Origin of the sequence: Crossiella sp. CA-258035, assembly GCF_030064675.1 — a bacterium.
Classification (GTDB): domain Bacteria; phylum Actinomycetota; class Actinomycetes; order Mycobacteriales; family Pseudonocardiaceae; genus Crossiella.
This window is the reverse complement of the sequence record NZ_CP116413.1, coordinates 6,746,054-6,765,309: the sequence shown is the minus strand read 5'-3', so window position 1 is coordinate 6,765,309 and position 19,256 is coordinate 6,746,054. Positions and strand designations below refer to the sequence as shown.

Here is a 19,256-nt window from a genome sequence, read left to right as displayed (position 1 = left end):
GTGACCAGCGCCCCCGCCCGCTACCTCGACCTCCACCTCCTGCACACCCTGCCCTATGCCAATCTCAACCGCGATGACCTCGGATCGCCGAAATCGGTGGTATACGGCGGAAAAGAGCGCGCCCGGGTCTCCAGCCAGTGCTGGAAACGCGCCGTGCGCCTGGAAGTCGAACAGCGCCTGGCCGACCCCGCCGTCCGCACCCGCCGGCTGACCAAGCAGATCGCCGAAGACCTCCACACCTCGCACCAGTGGCCGCAGGAGCTGGCCGGTCTCGCCGGGCGCGCGGTGGCCGCCTCCGCGGAGCTGGGCATCGACAAGGCCGGGCTGACCGTGCTGGTCTACCTTCCCCGGGCCGCGATCGCCGAGCTGGTCCAGGTCTGCCTGGGCCACCGCGACGCCCTGGAACAGGCCTTGACCGCCCAGGACAAGACGAGTGAGAAGCAGGAGGACGGCAAACCCAAGGGTGGCAAGGGCAACAAGCGGGACAAGGCCGTCGACCTGGCCGAGGTGCTGCCCCGCAAGCAGATCGTCGAGCTGATCACCAGCCGCAACAGCAGCACCGCCCTGTTCGGCCGGATGCTCGCCGAGGTCCCGGGGTCCAAAGTGGACGGAGCGGTGCAGGTCGCCCACGCCTTCACCACCCACGCCACCGAGATCGAAGTGGACTTCTTCACCGCGGTGGATGACCTCAATCCGGCCGACCTCACCGGCGGCGGTCACCTGAGCCAGAACGAGTTCACCACCGGGGTCTTCTACCGCTACGCCAGCATCAACCTCACCGACCTGACCACCAACCTCAACGGCGATGCGGCCCACGCGCTGTCGGTGACCGAGGCGTTCCTGGACACCTTCTGCACCGCGATGCCGCAGGCCAAAAAGAACAGCACCGCCCCGTTCACCGTCCCCGACCTGGCCTACCTCGCCGTCCGCGCCGACCGCCCGGTCTCCCTGGCCGCGGCCTTTGAGAAACCGGTCTCCCCGGCCAGCGGCACCGGCGGCTTCGGCGCACCCTCGCGCCAGGGCCTGGCCACCTACGCAACCCAGGTCAACACCCTGCTGGGCACCCAGACCCTGCCCTTTGCCGGACACGCCGCCCTGCAACAGGAAACCCTGGACGGGCTTGGGCAGCGCCACGCCAGCTTCGGAGAGCTCATCGGCGCGGCCCTGGCCGCGGCGGCGCCGGAGGCACGGTGATCGGGATCCTGCTGCACCTGGCCGGCCCGATGCAGTCCTGGGGGATTGCGGCGGCCTTCAACGACCGCGACACCCACCGCTACCCAACCCGCTCAGGGCTGCTCGGGCTGATCAGCGCCGCCCACGGCCATACCCGCACCACACCACTGAACGAGGAGTGGGGTGAGCTGGTGCTCACCGTCCGGATCGACCGGCCCGGTGTCCGGATGAGCGACTTCCACACCGTCGGCGGCGGACGCCGCCCGGAGCAGACCGTGCCCACCTCCGAGGGCAAACGCCGTTCCCTGGACACCGCCACCATCACCTCCCGCCGGCACTACCTGGCCGACGCGGCCTTCACCGCAGCCCTGGAGGGCCCCGCCGAGGTCATCACCGGCATCGCCGCAGCACTGACCCACCCGGTCTGGGCGCCCTACCTCGGCCGGCGCAGCTGCCCCGCCGAGGCACCGCTGCTGCTGACCCCCACGCCGATCGAGCGCGCCGCGGCCGAACTCGACCACCTCCCCCTCGCGCGCACCGCACCCCGCGGGAAGGACAAGACCACGGTGAGCGTGGAGTTCGTCCTGGAAGCCCCACCCGGACAGCAGGAGGCCTGCCGCAGTGAGGAACTCCCCGACCTGCCCTCCTCCTTCCACCCGCACGAGCGCGCCCACCACGACCGCCGGGTCTACCTGCACACCCGGGACCTGCCCGCCGCGCTGTGCGGCGGCTACGGCACCGACTACCTCACAGCCCTGCACACCTACCTGGAATCCACCACGTCATGACCCTCTGGCTGACCCGGATCACCCCCAACCTGCGCCACCAGCGCAGCCGCGCCGACCTGCACAACGCCGTCGGCATGCACCGCAGCGTCATGTCCCTGTTCCCTGACCAGCCCAGCGACCAACCGCGCCGGCACGCCGGCATCCTCTTCCGCCTCGACAACGATGCGGCTGGCCCGCACATCCTGGTGCAAAGCCAGATCGAACCCGCACCGGAGAACCTGGTCGAGGACTACGGCACGCACGAGTGCCGAGAGATCACCCCGCTGATCGAACAGCTGCGCCCCGGTGGTCTGGTGCACTACCGGATCGTGGCCTGCAGCAGCAAACGCCTGGCCCGCGACCAACCGCCCTACCGCAAAGGCCAGCGCATCGCCCGCACCGAGGCCGAAGCCCTGGCCTGGTGGGAACTCCGCGCCCCCGAACACGGCCTGAACCTCAACCAGACCCAGACCACCATGATCACCGCCGAGCGCTCCGCCCGCAGCCAGGACACCATCCGCCACCCCCGCACCCGCTTCCAGGGCATCGCCACCATCACCGACGCCGAGATCGCCCGCCAGGCCGTGCTGCGCGGGATCGGCCGCGGCAAGGCCTACGGCTGCGGCCTGCTCAGCCTCGCCCCGGTGCGCAGCCCGTGGTGACCGGCCCGGCGCGGCGGCGCCTGGCCGCGCCGTCGGTGGTGATGCTGCCGCGGGTAGCCGATTCCTTGAGCTTCCTCTACCTGGACCTGGTGCGGATCGTGCAGGACGAGACCGGGGTGCATGCCCGCATCGACACCCCACGCGGGGTGGATCGGATCGCGCTGCCGGTGGCCGCCTTGTCCTGCATCCTGCTGGGCCCCGGTACTTCCATCACCCAACCGGCGCTGGCGACCATCGCCCGTCATGGTGCCACCGTGGTGTGCACCGGTGCCGGTGGGGTGCGCAGCTACGCCGGGATCCTGCCCGACTCCCTGACCACCCGATGGCTGGAGCACCAGGCCCGCGCTTGGGCCGATGAGCAGGTCAGGCTGCGGGTGGCGGTGGCGATGTATGAGAAACGCTTCGGCACCGGACTCCCGCCGGGTACGACCGTGGCGCAGTTGCGTGGTCTGGAAGGGCAGCGGGTCAAGGCGCTGTACCAGCAGTTGGCCCAACAACACCGGATTCCCCGGTTCCGGCGCAACTACGACCCGGCGCGGTGGGAGGAGCAGGACCCGGTCAACCTGGCGCTGTCGGCGGCCAACACCTGCCTGTACGGCATCGTCCACGCCGCCGTGCTGGCCCTGGGATGCTCGCCCGCGCTGGGCTTTGTCCACAGCGGCAAGCAACACGCCTTCGTCTACGACATCGCCGATCTGTACAAGGCTCGCACCACCATCCCGCTGGCCTTCGCCCTGCACGCTGCGAGCAACCCGGAACAACAGGCCCGCCGCCGTTTCCGCGACGAACTGCGACTGATCAAGCTGCTGCCCCGCATCGTCACCGACATCCAGCAGCTCCTCGCCCCTGAGGAGGCCGATCCGGTGCCGGACCACGAGGCGGTGGAGTTAGTGTCGTTGTGGGATCCCGAGCTGGGGGTGCTGCCGGCGGGGGTCAACTATGCCGAACACAGCATCGGCTGAGCTGGGGAGGCTGTTATGCCGTCGATGGTCGTGCTGGCCACCACCGCGGTTCCCGATCACGTGCACGGGGCGCTGAGCCGGTGGATGCTGGAGACGATGCCGGGGATGTTCGTCGGCAGCGTCTCGGCCCGGGTCCGGGACTTGGTGTGGGACACCGTGAGCGCGGTGATCGGGGACGGCGCCGCGGTGCTGGTCTACCCAGCCGACACCGAGCAGGGCTTTGCCATCCGCACCGCCGGAGAGCGCCGGCGCCGGCCCTACGAGGTTGACGGGCTCACCCTGATCCGCTGGACAGCTCAGGATGGCGAAGCTGAAGAACACGAAGTGCCGTGGTAAACGCGCAGGTCGCGAAGTGTGCGCCCCACGCCTGTGGGGATGTTCCAAGAGCTCGTCGACGTGCACCTGGTGCAGCAGCCGTGCGCCCCACGCCTGTGGGGATGTTCCGGACACCAGGAACACCGCCGCGTCCTGCCAGGAGTGCGCCCCACGCCTGTGGGGATGTTCCGCATGGACGAGACCAGGGCAGCACCAGCAGCCGGTGCGCCCCACGCCTGTGGGGATGTTCCGATCATCGACCACGTGACCGCACTGCTGGCGAGGTGCGCCCCACGCCTGTGGGGATGTTCCGGCGACGCTCGTCCGCAGCGGAGGCTCGACGGGGTGCGCCCCACGCCTGTGGGGATGTTCCGGACCTGAAGGGCCTCTACCTGGCCGACGAGGAGTGCGCCCCATGCCCGTGGGGATGTTCCGAGGTCGGCCAGGAGGTCGCCCACGTGACCGTGGTGCGCCCCACGTCCGTGGGGGCGTTCCAGCTGAGCCTCTCAGCGCTGCTTGGCGGGTCCCACTTCCGGTCCGAGTTGGCCGAGTGCTGGTGGGGCGTGGTTGTGGTTGATGGAGCCTTGGCCGCGGGTGTTGTCTTGGTGGCTGCGCAGGCGGTGGCGGATCGTGTCTGCGGTGGTGTGGTCTCCGGTCTGGTCGAGCCAGTGGGCCAGGTTCTCGCTGGTGGTCAGGGTGTCAGGGTGCGTGGTGCCGAGCACGGCTTCCATGCTGGCCACCAGCGTCTGGAGTCGTTCGGCGGCACCAGCGGGGTCGCCGGCGGTGCCTTGCCAGTGGGCGAGGTTGTTCGCGGTGGTGAAGGCGCTGGGATGCGTTGTGCCGCAGGCGTGTTCGACATCGACGAGCACCTCGTGGAGGTGGCGGACCGCCGCGGCGCGGTTGCCGGCTTGGCCGAGGGCGGTGGCCAGGTTGCAGCGGGCGGTCAGCACGTTGGGATGTTCAGCGCCCAGCACGTGGTGCATGCGGTGGATGAGCTGGGCGAAGGCTTCGGCGGCTCCGGCGGGGTCTCCGGCGGCGGCTAGGCAGTGGGCGAGGTTGTTGCCGGTGGTGAGGGTGTCCGGGTGGTCCGGCCCGAGGGCTTGGCGTTGCTGGGTGAGTAGCTCGGTGAAGACCAGCGCCGCCCCGCTGGGGTTGTCGGCCCGGCATAGCCATTGGGCCAGTGCGTGCCGGGCGGCGAGGGTGTCGAGGTGGTTGGGGCCCAGGGTGTGTTCGGTGCGGGCGAGCAGGTCGGTGTGCACGCGCACGGCGGCGTGCGGGTCACCGGCTTCGCCGAGCCAGTGTCCCAGCCCGGCCAGAGAGCTCAGCGTGCTGGGGTGCTCGGGGCCGAGCACGCGGGCGCGGGCGGACAAGACCCTGGCGAAGGCGGCGGCTGCGGCGGCCGGGTCGCCGGCTTCGCCTTGCCAGGCGGCAGTGTTGTGGGCGGTGGTGAGGGTGTCGGGATGGTCGGCGCCCAGGACGCGCATACGGTCGGTGAGCAGGCTGGCGAAGCAGGCCGCTGCCCCGGCGGCATCACCCCCGGCACCGAGCCGGTAGGCGAGGTTGTGGCGGGTGTTGAGCGTGTCGGGGTGGTCGGGGCCGAGGACTCGGATCCGGTCGGCCAGCACCATGGTCAGTGCCGCGGTCGCGGCGGGGACGTCGCCGAGTTCGCCTTGTAAGTGGGCGAGGTTGTGCCGCAGGGTCAGGGTGTCGGCGTGGTGGGTGCCCAGGCGCTCGACCGCGGTGGGCAATAGGCGCCGGTAGCAGCTGATCGCGGCTGAGAGTCGGCCGGTGCGGGCCAGGCTGTCGGCGAAGGCCAGCAGCACCGGGTGGGCGCCGTTGTGCCAGAGGGCGGGTTCGGCGTGGGTGCGCAGGGCGCTGACGCTGCCGCGCAGCGCTACGGCCAGGTCGCTGTCACCGATCCCGTCGTGGCGGGGCCAGAACTGGATGAGGGCGTCGGCGGCCAGGCGGGCGGTGGTGGCCAGTTGGTGGGGGGTGAGGGTTTCGCGGGTGGTGCGCTGGATGAGGGCGTGCACCCGCACCGAGCGGTGCGCGGCTGTGGCCTGGTGGGTGATCAGGTTCAGCCGGTGCAGGCAGCCCAGCGCGTCCAGGGCGTCATTCGCGGTCACCGCCCGCCCGCGGACCTCGCCGAGGTGGGCCAGGACGGCCGGGGTGTTCAGCAGGGTGTCGGGCACGCCGTGGGCATCCAGCAGCGAGAGGATCTCCAGCAGGGGGCGGGCCAGTCCGACGGGGGCTATGGCGTCGGCGTGGGCGATGGACAGCGCCCAGATGGTGGCCATGGTTTCCCGGTGTTCATCGGGAAGTTCGCCTGGGGCGGGCAGCACCTTGGCCAGTGGCGTGTGCTGGTCGTTCCACCGGGCCAGATAGCCGGTGCAGGTCAGCACGGGCCGGTCGGCGATGTAGGCGGCTGCTTGGGCCAGGGCGATCGGCAGGTGATGCAGGTGCTCGGCGAGCTCGGCCGCGCCCTCGGCCTGCTCGGGGCGCCCGCCGAGGCGGGTTGCCAGGAAGTCCCGGGATTCCTCGGGGGTGAAGGCGTCGACGTCGACGAGGTGACGCCCGTCGGAGGCCAGGGCGGCATCCCGGCGGCGAGTGGTGACCACGACCTGGCCGTGCGGGCAGTGCGGGGGCCACAGGCCCACGACGTCGGCGGGGTCCTGGACGTCGTCGAGCACGACCAGCCACCGCCGGCGGGTGGAGGCCAGCCATTGCAGCCAGCGCTGGGCGATGATCTCGATGCCGGTCTCGGCGGGTGTGTCGGTCATCGGGCCGTCTGGGGCGGTGGCGGCGTGGGCGTAGGCGGTGAGGATGGCATCGCGGGAGCTGGCCGCCACCCAGACGAGCACGTCGAGAGCGTCGTTGTTCCACAGGGTGCGGGCGTGTTCGGCGGCCAGCTGGGTCTTGCCGACCCCGCCCAGGCCGCGCACCAGGTGCGAGCAGGAGCCCACGAGCACCGCGGTGCCGTGCGCGGCGGAGACCGCGCTGAGCTGGGCGGCGACCAGGCGCCGCTGGAAGGCGCTGGCCCGCGGGGGCAAAGGGCCGATCAGTTGCCTGCCCGGCGGCGACGGTGCTGGTGGCGGGTGGTGATGGTGGTGCTCGAAGTTGACGTGGTCGATCCACCCGGCCTGCACCCCGTGCAGGTCGTGGGCGAGGTTGCGGCTCGACTTCCCCGCTGCGGGTGGTTGGTGGTTCTCGGCGGGGTCGGGGTGTGGGGTGGCTACCTTCGAGAGTCATCGATCCTCGACGCTGTCTCCCGATTTCTGGCCGACCGGGTCTTCGGAGTCCAGCGTCGCGAGATCCTTTCCGCCGATCTGGCCGGCCTTGATGACCGTGCCGCCTGCCAACGCCAAGCTGAACGTGTGCGGTTGCAGCGAGTTGTCGCCGAACTCGCTCGTCGCCAGACGTCCGTGCTACGCCAGGCGCAGGACGGTGACCCAGACGACCCCTTCGCCCAAGGCCTGCGCACCACTTACAACGAACTGGAAGCCCAGAGAAGAGCGACGCTGACGTCCATTGCCGACCTCGATGCCGCTGATGAGGGTGAAGTCGACATGCCTAGTGCCCACGACCTAGCCCTCCTCGACGCTCTCCCGTACCTCAAGCTCAACCTTGCCGAGGCCCCTGAAGATCAGCTCAGGCACCTGTTCGAGACCCTCCAGCTTGCTGTACGCCTGATCGACGACACCAACGAGGTGAAGATCGGGATCCGTCTCCCAGCAGACGACCTGCTCCTGATCTCCAGCCAGGCGGAAAGGATCACTCAAGCCATGCCATCGATCGACAAAATGCCTGTTCAGCGAGTGGGAGGTGCTCGTGAGGATGCGGTACGAATCTCGCCCGGGGCACTCTTGCGGAACAGCGAAAACCAGCCCCTGACCACGCGTTATCCGGTCAGGGGCTGATCTTGTACTAGTCCCCGGAGGGTGCGGCAGGCCGAGCGGTGCGCCGTGGCACCAACCCGGGTGGCCGTGTTCTCCAACTGCCGGCCACGAAACAGCAATGCACGGTCAGCTGTGGCCGACCGGAACCTGAATACCCGCACAATAGTTGCCCGTGCATTTGCGGATTCCCGCGCCGCCTCGGATGACCACTCCTGACAGGTCCTGAGCCTGCGGATTGTCCGGCGACCGGAATTGTCGGTGCCCGGTGCCACCATCGGGACATGACCGCTGTTCGGAAGCTCTTGCCAGCCGAGCTGGACCCGCTGACCGCTGTGCTCCAGGCGGTCGCCACCCGCACCTGCGCCCAGTTCGCCGATCGCAACCTCACCATCCGCCGCTCCCGGGTAGTCCACGGCGTGGCCCCGACGAAGTGGATGGCCGGGGTCGAACTGCCTGGCCCCGCCTGCCACGTGGGTGTGGCCGGTTGGGCGGTGGAGGACCTGCACCCGACCGCCAGGCCGGTGACCTGCCGACGCTGTCTGCGCGGCGCGGGGAGCCGGACGGTGCCTCGGTTGCGGCTGGTCGACCAGCTCGCGTTGCCGTTGGAGGACTGACGGGGGAGCGGGCTCGCGGGGTGGCGTACGGTCGGGCGGTTTGATCACGCCGATCGTGTTGTCAGCCAAGGAGTTCTGGTGTCGTTCTCGCTGTTCCTGCCGGTGGCGCTGGCGTTGGTGATGTTCGGGCTGGGCTTGACGCTCACCGGGGCGGACCTGCGGCGGGTGGCTCGTTCGCCCAAGGCGGCGGCGATCACGTTGGCGTGCCAGATGCTGGTGTTGCCGGTGGTGGGGTTTGGGCTGGTGTTGTTGTTCGACCTGCCCGCGGAGCTGGCGGTGGGGGCGATGTTGCTGGCGGCCTCGCCCGGGGGTAGTTCGGCGAGCCTGTTCAGTCACCTGGCCGGTGGGGATGTGGCGCTGAACATCGCGGTGACCGCGTTGAACTCGGTGCTGGCGCTGGTCACGCTGCCGATTGTGGTGGACCTGTCGATGACCTACTTCCTCGGCGCCGGCAAGGAGATCGGCATCCAGGCGGACAAGCTGGCGCAGGTGTTCGCGGGGGTGCTGGTGCCGGTGGGGCTGGGCATGTGGGTGCGGCACCGGTACAGCGGGTGGGCGCAGCGGATGGCCGGGCCGGTGAAGGTGGCGGCGATCGTGGTGTTGTTCGTGGTGGTCACGACCGCCGTGGTGACGCAGTGGACGGTGTTCGTGGCGCACCTGGGCGGGGTGGGGCTGCTGGCGCTGCTGTTCTGCGTGTGCTGCCTGGTGATCGGCTACCTGGTGCCCAGGGCGTTCCGGGTGGCGCGGGAGCAGGCGATCGCCTCGGCCATGGAGATCGGCATCCACAACGGGGTGCTGGCCATCGCGGTCGCGGTGTCGGTGCTGGGCAGTCCGACCATGGCCATCCCGGCCGCGGTGTACGGGATCGTGATGAACTTCCCGACCGCGGTGGCGGCCTGGCTGTTCGGGCGCGGACGGCGCTGAACCGCCCCGCGGGGGTGTCCGGGACCGGACGGTCCGGATCCGGACGCGGGCGTTCGCGGGCCGCGCTCGCCGGGAATGTCGCGCCGATCACCCACCGCGTTAACCGGGACGTCTCAGCGGCCCGGGTAAGCTGCGGTTTCGCGATCAGTTGCCGCCCAGAGACCGCAGGAGGACCCCGGTGACCCAGCCGGCTGCCGAGGCCCAGGAGCAGGCCACCCCCGTTCAGCGTCGTGTGCTCGTCGCCGAGGACGAGGCGCTCATCCGTCTCGACCTGGTGGAGATGCTCCGCGAGGAGGGCTACGAGGTCGTCGGCGAGGCCGGTGACGGTGAGCGTGCCGTCGAGCTGGCCGGTGAGCTGCGGCCCGACCTGGTCATCATGGACGTCAAGATGCCCAAGAAGGACGGCATCGAGGCCGCCGCGGACATCGCGCGGGAGCGCATCGCGCCGGTGGTCATCCTGACCGCCTTCAGTCAGCGTGAGCTGGTCGAACGCGCCCGCGACGCCGGAGCGATGGCCTACCTGGTCAAGCCGTTCGCCAAGCGGGACCTGGTGCCCGCGATCGAGCTGGCCGTCTCCCGGTTCGCCGAGCTGGCGGCGCTGGAGAACGAGGTCGCCGGGCTCACCGAGCGGCTGGAGACGCGCAAGGCCATCGAGCGCGCCAAGGGTCTGCTGATGAGCAAGCAGGGGCTCTCCGAGCCGGAGGCCTTCCGCTGGATCCAGCGCACCGCCATGGACCGCCGTACCACCATGAAGGCGGTCGCGGACGCGGTGCTGGAGAACCTCAACTGACCGCGTTCTGAACATCAACGGACACCCGCTGTTGTCCTGCTGCGGAGTGTGATGTAAACGGTGGGTTACCACCCGTTTGGATCTTGTTTCAGATTGACCGGGTCTGCTTCGTGTTCGGTGTGTTACCACCGTCACGATGTGGACACGCTCCTGTAGCGGCCCTGGGCTTCGACGAAACGGACAGCTACTTTCCGGTCCAACCACGTCCCGGAGTGGTACGGGACACCACGGCCGTTCAGCGGCGGTGGATTGGGCAAGTGGAGGTACGGGTGTCTGGAGCACGACTCGTGCGGACCCTGGCGGTCGCGAGCGTCATCGCGCTCACCGTCGCAGGGTGCGGAGGCGGCAGCGGTTCATCGGGTGACGGGGGGCAGACCTCGGGCGGACAGGCGGCGCCGGGCAAGCCGGGCGATGCGGCCGACCCGCGTGGTGACGGCAACGCCAAGTGCAGCAATGTCTCGCTCGCCTACATCGGCACCATCAACGGCGGCAACGCCGCGCTGGGCCAGGCCATCCTCAACGGCGCGCAGCTGGCGATCAACCAGCACAACAGCGCGAACGCCGGCTGCCAGGTGAGCCTGAAGAAGTTCGACTCCGAGGGCAGCCCGGACAAGGCGCCGGGTGTGGTCACCCAGGCGATCACCGACTCGACCATCGTCGGCGTGATCGGCATGCCGTTCTCCGGTGAGTCCAAGGCCGTCGGCGGCACCTTCAACGAGGCCGGTCTGGTCACCATCACGCCTTCGGCGACCAACCCCGGCCTGACCAAGAACGGCTGGAAGACCTTCTTCCGCGGTCTGGGCAACGACGCGGTGCAGGGCCCGGCCGCGGCGAAGTTCCTCACCGACGAGCTGAAGGCGCAGAAGGTCTGCGTGATCAGGGACGACTCGGAGTACGGCACCGGCCTGGCGGATGCGATCAAGGGCGCGCTGGGCGCCAAGGTCGCCTGCGAGGACCAGATCAAGACCAACCAGCGCGAGTTCTCCGCCACCGCGAGCAAGCTGAAGTCCGCCAACGTGGACGCCATCTTCTTCGCCGGCTACTACGCCGAGGGCGGCCCGCTGGCCTCCAAGCTGTTCGACGAGGGCATCAAGGCGAAGTTCGTGGCGCCGGACGGCACCAAGGACGATGAGTTCATCAAGGGCGGCGCGGACGGCGCCGAGGGCGCCTACCTGACCTGCCCGTGCGTGCCGGCGGACGCCTTCACCGACTTCTCCACCGCCTACAAGCAGCTCTCCGGCAAGGAGCCGTCGACCTACTCGGCCGAGGGCTACGACGCCGCGACGATCCTGCTCAAGGGCATCGACAAGGGCCTGAAGGACCGTCCGGGCATGCTGGACTTCGTCAAGAACTACGAGGGCCAGGGCCTGACCAAGAAGTTCAAGTGGGACGCCACCGGCGAGCTCACCGACACGCCCGTCTGGTCGTACAAGGTCGAGGGCGGCAAGATCGTCAAGTACAAGCCGATCACCAAGTAACCCGACCTGACAGTTCACCGCACTGGGGCACGGATGCACGCATTCGCCTGCGTATATCCGTGCCCCAGGCGTATGCACCGCAAGAAACGGGCGGATCTGTGATTCAGCAACTAGGCACAGTTCTCGCGCAGGACTCGGGAAGCGGAATCGGCTTCAACGTTGACCTGCTGCTGGAGAACTTCTGGGCCAACACCGTGGACGGCTTGTCCTACGGCAGTATCTACGCGCTCATGGCGCTGGGCTACACCCTCGTCTACGGCGTGCTGCGGCTCATCAACTTCGCGCACTCCGAGGTGTTCATCGCGGGCGCCTTCGGCATCTGGTTCACCTTCGACGCGCTCGGCTTCAAGCCGGGACCGACGCCCGCGCTGGGCACGGGGGAGATCATCGGCACGCTGGCGCTGGCCATCGGGGTCGGCATGCTCGTCTCCGGCGCGGTGGCGGTGATCCTGGAACGCGTCGCCTATCGACCGCTGCGCAAGCGGAACGCGCCCTCGCTGGTCTTCCTGATCACCGCGATCGGCGCGTCCTTCGTGCTGCAGCAGATCTTCTTCGTCTGGCGTGGCGGCAACGCCGAGGGCGCGATCCGCATCATCCGGCCCACCACCCAGTTCGAGATCTTCGGCGCGCGGGTCACCAACGTGCAGATCATCGTCTTCGTCGCCGCGCTGGTGCTGATGTTCGTCGCGGACGCCTTCATCAGGCGCAGCAGGCTCGGCCGCGGCATCCGCGCGGTGGCGCAGGACCCGACCACCGCCACGCTGATGGGCGTCAACCGGGAGCGGGTCATCATGGTGACCTTCCTCATCGGCGGCCTGCTGGCCGGCGCCGCCGCGTTGTTCTACGTCATGCAGATCCCATCGGGTGTCATCTACACCGGTGGATTCCTGTTGGGGCTCAAGGCCTTCACCGCCGCGGTCCTCGGCGGGATCGGTAACCTGCGGGGGGCGGTGCTCGGCGGCCTGCTGCTGGGTGTGGTGGAGAACTACGGACAGTCGCTCTTCGGCGGGCAGTGGCGCGACGTGGTCGCGTTCGTGCTGCTGATCGTGGTCCTGATGTTCCGGCCCACCGGCATCCTCGGCGAGTCCCTCGGGAAGGCACGGGTATGAACGCACAACACGAGAAGACCGCGGCCGTGCCCTTCGGCCAGCGCGTGCGTGACTGGTGGAACGGCCTGAGCCGCTTCCAGCAGTGGGGTGTGCTCATCCCGCTGGTGGCATTCCTGTACCTGCTGCCGCTGCTCAACCCGCCGCTGCTGACCACCGAGCCGGGCACCGACTTCCAGATCGCGCTGTTCAACGCGGCCCGCTTCGCGCTGATCGCGATCGGGCTCAACGTGGTGGTCGGCCAGGCCGGTCTGCTCGACCTCGGCTACGTCGGCTTCTTCGCCGTCGGCGCCTACGTCGCGGCGCTGCTGACCTCGCCGGAGTCCCCGCTGCGCTGGGACTACCCGTGGATCGCGGTGATCCCGGTGGCGATGCTGGTGACCATGGTCTCCGGCGTGCTGCTGGGCACACCGACACTGCGGCTGCGCGGGGACTACCTGGCCATCGTCACCCTCGGCTTCGGCGAGATCGTCCGGCTGCTGGCCGACAACGTGCCGGGGCTGCGCGGCAACCGCGGCTTCCAGGACGTCGGCAGGCCGGAGCTGGAGAACGCCGCGGGCGCCTCGGTGTTCAACTCCACCAACGGCACCCCGTGGTACTGGCTGACCATCTCGATCATCATCGTGGTGCTGGTGCTGGTCGGGAACCTGGAGCGCAGCCGGGTCGGCCGGGCCTGGATCGCGATCAGGGAGGACGAGGACGCCGCGGAGATCATGGGCGTGCCCACGTTCAAGTTCAAGCTGTGGGCCTTCGCCATCGGCGCCGCGATCGGCGGCCTGTCCGGGGTGTTGTACGCGGGCCAGATCGGGTTCGTGAACAACCAGAAGTTCGACGTGGTCACCTCGGTGCTGTTCCTGGCCGCGGTGGTGCTCGGCGGATCGGGCAACAAGGTCGGCGTCATCCTGGGCGCCTTCGTGATCTCCTACCTGCCGGACAGGTTCCAGGAGATCGCCGAGTACAAGTACCTGATCTTCGGTATCGCGCTGATCGTGCTGATGCTGTTCCGCCCGCAGGGTCTGCTGGGCGCGCGGCAGCGGCTGCTGGCCAGGGGCAGGCAGGCTTACCAGAAGCTGCTGGGCAAACCGGAGCAGATCGCCACGGAGAGCTCGATGCTCGACTCGAAGAAGGGGGTGCAGGGGTGAGCGCGGACAAGCGCGACGACGAACCGGTCGTCGAGGGCGGTCTGGTCGCCGAACTGGAGCGGATGACTCCGGAGGAGCGGGCCGCGCACGAGGCCGAGGTGGCCGAGGCGGTCGCCGCCGACCGGGACATCGCGGTCGAGGTCGGGGACACCCTGCTCAAGCTGGACGAGGTCACCATGCGCTTCGGCGGCCTGGTGGCCCTGGACGGGGTGAACTTCGAGATCCGCCGCGGCGAGATCCTCGGGCTCATCGGCCCCAACGGCGCGGGCAAGACCACCTGCTTCAACGCGATGACCGGGGTCTACCGGCCCACCAGCGGCCAGGTGCTGCTGGAGGGCAAGCCGATCGGCAAGCGCAAGCGCTTCCAGATCACCCGGCTCGGCATCGCCCGCACCTTCCAGAACATCCGCCTCTTCGGCGAGATGACCGCGCTGGAGAACGTGGTCGTGGGCACCGACGCGCGGCACAAGACCAGCGTGCTCGGCGCCCTGCTCCGGCTGCCGAGGCACCACGCCGAGGAGAAGTCCGCGGTGGAGAAGGCCATGGCGCTGCTGGAGTTCGTCGGCATCGCCGACCGCGCCGCGGAGAAGGCGAAGAACCTGCCCTACGGCTACCAGCGCAGGCTGGAGATCGCCAGGGCACTGGCCACCGAGCCGAAGCTGCTGTGCCTGGATGAGCCGGCGGCGGGGTTCAACCCGGCGGAGAAGGAAGAGCTGATGGGGCTCATCCGCAAGATCCGCGACGACGGGTACACCGTGCTGCTCATCGAGCACGACATGAAGCTGGTCATGGGCGTCACGGACCGGATCGTGGTGCTGGAGTTCGGCAAGAAGATCGCCGAGGGCCTGCCAGCCGAGATCCGGGACAACCCGGCCGTGATCGCTGCCTACTTGGGGGTGCCCGACGATGGCGCTGCTTGAGCTGAACAACGTCTCCGTGCACTACGGCCGGATCCAGGCGCTGGCCGGGATCAGCCTGCGCGTCGAGCCAGGTGAGATCGTCAGCCTGATCGGCGCCAACGGCGCGGGCAAGTCCACCACCATGCGCGCGATCAGCGGCGTCCGCCCGCTCTCCGGCGGCACGATCACCTTCGACGGCCAGGACATCTCCAAGCTGCGCGCCGACCTGCGCGTCGTCCGCGGCATCTGCCAGTCGCCGGAGGGCCGGGGCGTCTTCCCCGGCATGACGGTGCTGGAGAACCTGGGCATGGGCTGCTACACCCGCAAGGACAAGGCGGCCATCGCCGAGGACTACGAGCGGGTCTTCGAGCTGTTCCCGCGCCTGGCCGAACGCAAGAACCAGGTCGGCGGCACCATGTCCGGCGGCGAGCAGCAGATGGTCGCCATCGGCCGCGCGCTGATGGCCAGGCCGAGGCTGCTGCTGCTGGACGAGCCGTCGATGGGCCTGGCCCCGCAGTTCATCCAGCAGATCTTCCGGATCATCCGGGAGATCAACCAGCAGGGCACCACGGTGCTGCTGGTGGAGCAGAACGCGCAGCAGGCGCTGAGCCGGGCGCACCGGGGTTATGTGCTGGAGACCGGGCGGATCGTGAAGGAGGGCACGGGGGCGGAGCTGCTGGCCGACCCGTCGATCAAGGAGGCTTATCTCGGGGTGGCTTAGGCCGCCGGAGTACGCCGGTTGTGGATGACGGCTGGCCGCGATTCCCGTTGTGGCGCGGCCAGCCGTTGTCATTGACGCGGCCGGGCTGGCTTTTCGAGAACCTGTCCGAAGTCTTGAGGTTCCCCATGCCCGTCAACCTGGAGACATCACACCGCATCCCAGCGAGCAGCCGCCGTTGCGTTGAGTGGCCTTGGTGGCGGTTGCTGTGAGCGTCTGCTCGCTGGGATGCGGTGCGCGGTCTCCAGGCCGTACGGAGAAGACGAGAGGCCCACTTTGTGGGTTTTCAACCCCCGCCGGAAGTCAGTTCTTCGGGTCCCCGGGCGGCCGCTCCCGCAGAATGCAGGTCAGCTTCGCCGTGCACAGCCGGTGCCCGTCTTCATCGCTGATGACGATCTCGAACGTCGCCGTCGTCTTCCCCCGGTGCAGCGGCGTGCACACCCCGGTCACGATCCCTTCCCGCCCGGCCCGGTGATGCGTGCAGGCCAGTTCCAGGCCCAGCGCGATCCGCTCCGGCGCCGCGTGCAGTGCCGCCGCCACTGAGCCCAGGGTTTCCGCCAGTACCGCGCTCGCGCCGCCGTGCAGCAGGCCGTAGGGCTGCCGGTTGCCTTCGATCGGCATCGTGCCGACCAGCTTCTCCGCGTCCCAGGAGGTGATCTGGATGCCCATTTTCTCGGTGAGCTGTCCGGCGGGGAAGTTGCTCAGGTCGACCGTGCTCACCAGGCTCACCATCACCTTTCAGGGGTGTCCGCGCGCGGGGGGCGCGGGGAACGTCGTACCGTCACCTTAGACTCGCCGCCGTGACCCAACCCGACCGCCTTGACGCGCGCCGACTGTTGCTGATCGATGGGCACTCGATGGCCTACCGGGCCTTCTTCGCCCTGCCCAAGGAGAACTTCCAGACCGCGACGGGGCAGACCACCAACGCGGTGTACGGGTTCACCTCGATGCTCATCAACCTCCTGCGGGATGAGCAGCCGTCGCACATCGCGGTCGCCTTCGACGTCTCCCGGGTCACCTTCCGGACCGAGGCCTACGCCGAGTACAAGGCCACTCGCAGCGCCACGCCGGATGAGTTCCGCGGGCAGGTCAGCCTCATCCAGGAAGTGCTCACCGCGCTGGCCATCCCGTTCCTGAGCAAGGACAACTACGAGGCCGACGACCTGATCGCCACGCTGACCACCCAGGCGGAGGCGGACGGGTTCGAGGTGCTCATCTGTACCGGGGACCGGGACGCGCTCCAACTCGTCACTGCCAAGACGACCGTGTTGTACCCGGTCAAGGGCGTCTCCGAGCTGACCAGGTACACCCCGGAGGCGGTGCAGGCCAAGTACGGGCTCTCGCCCAACCAGTACCCGGACTTCGCGGCGCTGCGGGGCGACCCCTCGGACAACCTGCCCAAGATCCCCGGCGTGGGGGAGAAGACCGTCACCAAGTGGATCCAGGAGTTCGGTTCGCTCAACGGCCTGGTGGACCGGGTGGACGAGGTCAAGGGCAAGGCGGGGGAGAACCTGCGGGCGAACCTGGACGCGGTGCTGCTCAACCGGCGGCTCACCGAGCTGGTCCGGGATGTGGAGCTGCCGGTCGGGGTGGCCGACCTGGCCGCGCGGTCCTGGGACCGGGACGCGGTGCACCGGCTGTTCGACGAGCTGGAGTTCCGGGTGCTGCGCGAGCGCCTGTTCGCCACCCTGTCCACCGCCGAACCCGAGGCGGAGGAAGGCTTCGAGGTCACCGGCGAGACCCTGGCGCCCGGTGCGCTCGGCGCCTGGCTGGCCGAGCACGGGCGCGGCGGGCGGCTCGGACTGTCCTTTGTGGGCGCCTGGGGCCGCGGCACCGGCGACCTGACCGGCATCGCGCTGTCCACTGTGGACGGGCAGGGCGCGTTCGCAGACGTGACCGCGCTGACCCCCGAGGACGACGAGGCGCTCACCGCCTGGCTCGCCGACGCCGAAGCGCCCAAGGCCGCGCACGACGTCAAGGGGCCGCTGTACGCCCTGCGCGCCCGTGGCTGGACGCTCAACGGGCTCACCTCCGACACCGCGCTGGCCGCCTACCTGGTCCGGCCCGGGCAGCGCTCCTTCGACCTCGGCGACCTGGTGCTGCGCTACCTGCAGCGCGAGCTCCGGGTGGACGACGCGGGCGAGGACGGCCAGCTGTCCCTGCTGGAGGACGAGAGCGAGACCGCGGCCAAGGCCGCCACCAAGGAGATCCTGCGGGCCCGCGCGGTGGCCGAGCTGGCCGGCGCGCTGGATGAGGAGCTGGAGCGCACCGGCGGGTCCCGGCTGCTCGCCGAGCTGGAGCTGCCGCTGCTGGGCGTGCTGGCCGAGCTGGAGATGGTCGGCATCGCGGTGGACGACGACCTGCTCACCGAGCTGGAGGCGCACTTCGCCGGCCGGGTCAAGCAGGCCGCCCAGGACGCCTACGGGGTGATCGGCAAGGAGATCAACCTCGGCTCGCCCAAGCAGCTGCAGGTGGTGCTCTTCGACGAGCTGAACATGCCCAAGACCAAGCGCACCAAGACCGGCTACACCACCGACGCCGAGGCGCTGCAGAAGCTCTACGAGGACACCCAGCACCCGTTCATGGCGCACCTGCTCGAGCACCGGGACGCCACCCGGCTGAAGACCACGGTGGACGGGCTGCTCAAGTCGGTCTCCGACGACGGCCGCATCCACACCACGTTCAACCAGATGATCGCGGCCACCGGACGGCTGTCCTCCACCGAGCCGAACCTGCAGAACATCCCGATCCGCACCGAGGAGGGCCGCACCATCCGGCGGGCCTTCGTGGTCGGCGGCGGCTACGCCGAGCTGATGACCGCCGACTACAGCCAGATCGAGATGCGCATCATGGCCCACCTGTCCAAGGACGCGGGCCTAATCGCGGCGTTCAACTCCGGCGAGGACCTGCACACCTACGTCGCCGCCCAGGCCTTCGACGTGCCCACCGGGGAGGTCACCGGCGAGCAGCGCCGCCGGGTCAAGGCCATGTCCTACGGCCTGGCCTACGGCCTGTCGGTCTACGGCCTGGCCCAGCAGCTGCGGATCTCCGCCGAGGAGTCCCGCGCCCAGATGGACGCCTACTTCGCCCGCTTCGGCGGCGTCCGCGACTACCTCAACGAGATCGTGGAGAAGGCGCGCCGGGACGGCTACACCGAGACCATCCTCGGCCGCCGCCGCTACCTGCCCGACCTCAACAGCGACAACCGGCAGCGCCGCGAGATGGCCGAGCGGATGGCCCTCAACGCGCCCATCCAGGGCAGCGCCGCCGACATCATCAAGGTGGCCATGCTGGGCGTGCACCAGGCCATCTCCGCCTCCGACCTGCGCTCCCGGATGCTGCTGCAGGTGCACGACGAGCTCGTGCTGGAGATCGCCGACGGCGAGCGGGCGGCGGTGGAGGCGCTGGTCCGCGAGCACATGGGCAACGCCTACCAGCTGGACGTGCCGCTGGACGTCTCGGTCGGCGTCGGCCACTCCTGGGACGAGGCCGCGCACTGACCCCGGAGGGTCGCCCCGCGGGTCAGCGCTGCTGGTCCTCGGGGCGGCCCAGGGTGATCCCGCCGGTCACCGTGTCGGCCTGGACCACCGAGCCGTGCACCGTGCCGGTGACCGAGTTGTGCGTGCCGCCGCGCCCCTCGGGCTCGCCGCGCTGCGCCCACACCGCCACCCCGGCCGCGGCCAGGGTCAGCACGCCCAGCGCCACCCACGCCCACACGTTCGTGCCCAGGTCGGTGGCGACGTTGACGGTGACGCCGACACCGGAGGCGACCAGCGCCGACAGCAGGGCGACCAACCAGCGGCGCATTCG

18 protein-coding genes and 1 CRISPR repeat array are annotated in these 19,256 nt (G+C 69.5%); of the genes, 15 read left to right on the top strand and 3 right to left on the bottom strand.

Translation table 11 applies throughout. The features are described 5' to 3' along the window. The 5 genes from cas7e to cas2e are packed head-to-tail and all read left to right on the top strand — an operon-like array spanning position 1 to position 3,900. The gene (gene cas7e, locus N8J89_RS30395) at positions 1-1,194 is read left to right on the top strand and encodes a type I-E CRISPR-associated protein Cas7/Cse4/CasC (RefSeq protein WP_283660427.1); all 1,194 of its coding nucleotides are present in this window, start codon (positions 1-3) and stop codon (positions 1,192-1,194) included. Then, on the top strand, positions 1,191-1,961 hold the full coding sequence (gene cas5e, locus N8J89_RS30390; protein WP_283660426.1) for a type I-E CRISPR-associated protein Cas5/CasD: 771 nt from the start codon (positions 1,191-1,193) through the stop codon (positions 1,959-1,961). The genes cas7e and cas5e overlap by 4 nt, the downstream gene beginning before the upstream one ends. Further along, positions 1,958-2,602: a type I-E CRISPR-associated protein Cas6/Cse3/CasE gene (gene cas6e, locus N8J89_RS30385; RefSeq protein WP_283660425.1), complete on the top strand. Its 645-nt coding sequence runs from the start codon at positions 1,958-1,960 to the stop codon at positions 2,600-2,602. Before cas5e ends, cas6e begins: the two co-directional genes overlap by 4 nt. Continuing rightward, positions 2,599-3,564: a type I-E CRISPR-associated endonuclease Cas1e gene (cas1e, locus tag N8J89_RS30380; protein WP_283660424.1), complete on the top strand. Its 966-nt coding sequence runs from the start codon at positions 2,599-2,601 to the stop codon at positions 3,562-3,564. The genes cas6e and cas1e overlap by 4 nt, the downstream gene beginning before the upstream one ends. A gap of 15 nt (positions 3,565-3,579) precedes the next feature. Then, on the top strand, positions 3,580-3,900 hold the full coding sequence (gene cas2e, locus N8J89_RS30375; RefSeq protein WP_283660423.1) for a type I-E CRISPR-associated endoribonuclease Cas2e: 321 nt from the start codon (positions 3,580-3,582) through the stop codon (positions 3,898-3,900). Positions 3,901-3,918: 18 nt separating this feature from the next. Continuing rightward, a CRISPR array of direct repeats spans positions 3,919-4,375; the repeat unit is 29 nt; unit sequence GTGCGCCCCACGCCTGTGGGGATGTTCCG. Positions 4,376-4,385: 10 nt separating this feature from the next. Here cas2e and fxsT read toward each other — a convergent pair. Continuing rightward, complete coding sequence (fxsT, locus tag N8J89_RS30370) at positions 4,386-6,929, bottom strand: FxSxx-COOH system tetratricopeptide repeat protein (RefSeq protein ID WP_283660422.1); 2,544 nt, start codon at positions 6,927-6,929, stop codon at positions 4,386-4,388. 45 nt (positions 6,930-6,974) lie between these two features. Here fxsT and N8J89_RS30365 point away from each other — a divergent pair, with 45 nt between their 5' ends. The 9 genes from N8J89_RS30365 (at position 6,975) to N8J89_RS30325 (ending at position 15,449) form a co-directional block, all read left to right on the top strand. Beyond that, positions 6,975-7,796 carry a hypothetical protein gene (locus N8J89_RS30365; RefSeq protein WP_283660421.1) on the top strand — a complete coding sequence of 274 codons (822 nt, stop codon included), beginning with the start codon at positions 6,975-6,977 and terminating at the stop codon, positions 7,794-7,796. 260 nt (positions 7,797-8,056) lie between these two features. Then, on the top strand, positions 8,057-8,389 hold the full coding sequence (locus N8J89_RS30360) for a hypothetical protein (RefSeq protein WP_283660420.1): 333 nt from the start codon (positions 8,057-8,059) through the stop codon (positions 8,387-8,389). A gap of 78 nt (positions 8,390-8,467) precedes the next feature. After that, complete coding sequence (locus N8J89_RS30355; RefSeq protein WP_283660419.1) at positions 8,468-9,313, top strand: bile acid:sodium symporter family protein; 846 nt, start codon at positions 8,468-8,470, stop codon at positions 9,311-9,313. Positions 9,314-9,491: 178 nt separating this feature from the next. Beyond that, on the top strand, positions 9,492-10,103 hold the full coding sequence (locus tag N8J89_RS30350) for an ANTAR domain-containing response regulator (RefSeq protein WP_252485338.1): 612 nt from the start codon (positions 9,492-9,494) through the stop codon (positions 10,101-10,103). 269 nt (positions 10,104-10,372) lie between these two features. Next, the gene (locus N8J89_RS30345) at positions 10,373-11,581 is read left to right on the top strand and encodes a branched-chain amino acid ABC transporter substrate-binding protein (protein WP_283660418.1); all 1,209 of its coding nucleotides are present in this window, start codon (positions 10,373-10,375) and stop codon (positions 11,579-11,581) included. A 98-nt stretch (positions 11,582-11,679) separates the two neighbouring features. Then, on the top strand, positions 11,680-12,690 hold the full coding sequence (locus N8J89_RS30340) for a branched-chain amino acid ABC transporter permease (protein ID WP_283660417.1): 1,011 nt from the start codon (positions 11,680-11,682) through the stop codon (positions 12,688-12,690). Continuing rightward, the gene (locus N8J89_RS30335) at positions 12,687-13,829 is read left to right on the top strand and encodes a branched-chain amino acid ABC transporter permease (RefSeq protein ID WP_283660416.1); all 1,143 of its coding nucleotides are present in this window, start codon (positions 12,687-12,689) and stop codon (positions 13,827-13,829) included. Before N8J89_RS30340 ends, N8J89_RS30335 begins: the two co-directional genes overlap by 4 nt. A 62-nt stretch (positions 13,830-13,891) precedes the next feature. Beyond that, on the top strand, positions 13,892-14,749 hold the full coding sequence (locus N8J89_RS30330) for an ABC transporter ATP-binding protein (protein WP_252485356.1): 858 nt from the start codon (positions 13,892-13,894) through the stop codon (positions 14,747-14,749). Continuing rightward, positions 14,736-15,449: an ABC transporter ATP-binding protein gene (locus N8J89_RS30325; protein ID WP_252485342.1), complete on the top strand. Its 714-nt coding sequence runs from the start codon at positions 14,736-14,738 to the stop codon at positions 15,447-15,449. The genes N8J89_RS30330 and N8J89_RS30325 overlap by 14 nt, the downstream gene beginning before the upstream one ends. A gap of 300 nt (positions 15,450-15,749) precedes the next feature. Here N8J89_RS30325 and N8J89_RS30320 read toward each other — a convergent pair whose 3' ends face one another. Beyond that, positions 15,750-16,115, bottom strand: a complete 366-nt coding sequence (locus tag N8J89_RS30320) for a PaaI family thioesterase (protein ID WP_252485357.1) — start codon at positions 16,113-16,115, stop codon at positions 15,750-15,752. Positions 16,116-16,303: 188 nt separating this feature from the next. On the opposite strand from N8J89_RS30320, the gene polA reads away from it, so the two are divergent. Continuing rightward, a complete protein-coding gene (gene polA, locus N8J89_RS30315; protein WP_502868506.1) occupies positions 16,304-18,946 on the top strand; it encodes a DNA polymerase I in 2,643 nt (880 codons plus the stop codon). A gap of 22 nt (positions 18,947-18,968) precedes the next feature. Here the strand turns inward: polA and N8J89_RS30310 are convergent, their stop codons facing one another. Continuing rightward, a complete protein-coding gene (locus N8J89_RS30310) occupies positions 18,969-19,253 on the bottom strand; it encodes a hypothetical protein (RefSeq protein WP_283660414.1) in 285 nt (94 codons plus the stop codon). Between the last annotated feature and the right edge of the window lie 3 nt (positions 19,254-19,256).

Bases quoted from the DNA above. Each gene is read 5' to 3' on its own strand.
- N8J89_RS30335 (WP_283660416.1), top strand. From the start codon at position 12,687: ATGAACGCACAACACGAGAAGACCGCGGCCGTGCCCTTCGGCCAGCGC.
- cas6e (WP_283660425.1), top strand. From the start codon at position 1,958: ATGACCCTCTGGCTGACCCGGATCACCCCCAACCTGCGCCACCAGCGC.
- N8J89_RS30330 (WP_252485356.1), top strand. From the start codon at position 13,892: ATGACTCCGGAGGAGCGGGCCGCGCACGAGGCCGAGGTGGCCGAGGCG.
- N8J89_RS30325 (WP_252485342.1), top strand. From the start codon at position 14,736: ATGGCGCTGCTTGAGCTGAACAACGTCTCCGTGCACTACGGCCGGATC.
- cas2e (WP_283660423.1), top strand. From the start codon at position 3,580: ATGCCGTCGATGGTCGTGCTGGCCACCACCGCGGTTCCCGATCACGTG.
- N8J89_RS30320 (WP_252485357.1), bottom strand. From the start codon at position 16,115: ATGGGCATCCAGATCACCTCCTGGGACGCGGAGAAGCTGGTCGGCACG.
- N8J89_RS30360 (WP_283660420.1), top strand. From the start codon at position 8,057: ATGACCGCTGTTCGGAAGCTCTTGCCAGCCGAGCTGGACCCGCTGACC.
- N8J89_RS30310 (WP_283660414.1), bottom strand. From the start codon at position 19,253: ATGCGCCGCTGGTTGGTCGCCCTGCTGTCGGCGCTGGTCGCCTCCGGT.
- polA (WP_502868506.1), top strand. From the start codon at position 16,304: ATGGCCTACCGGGCCTTCTTCGCCCTGCCCAAGGAGAACTTCCAGACC.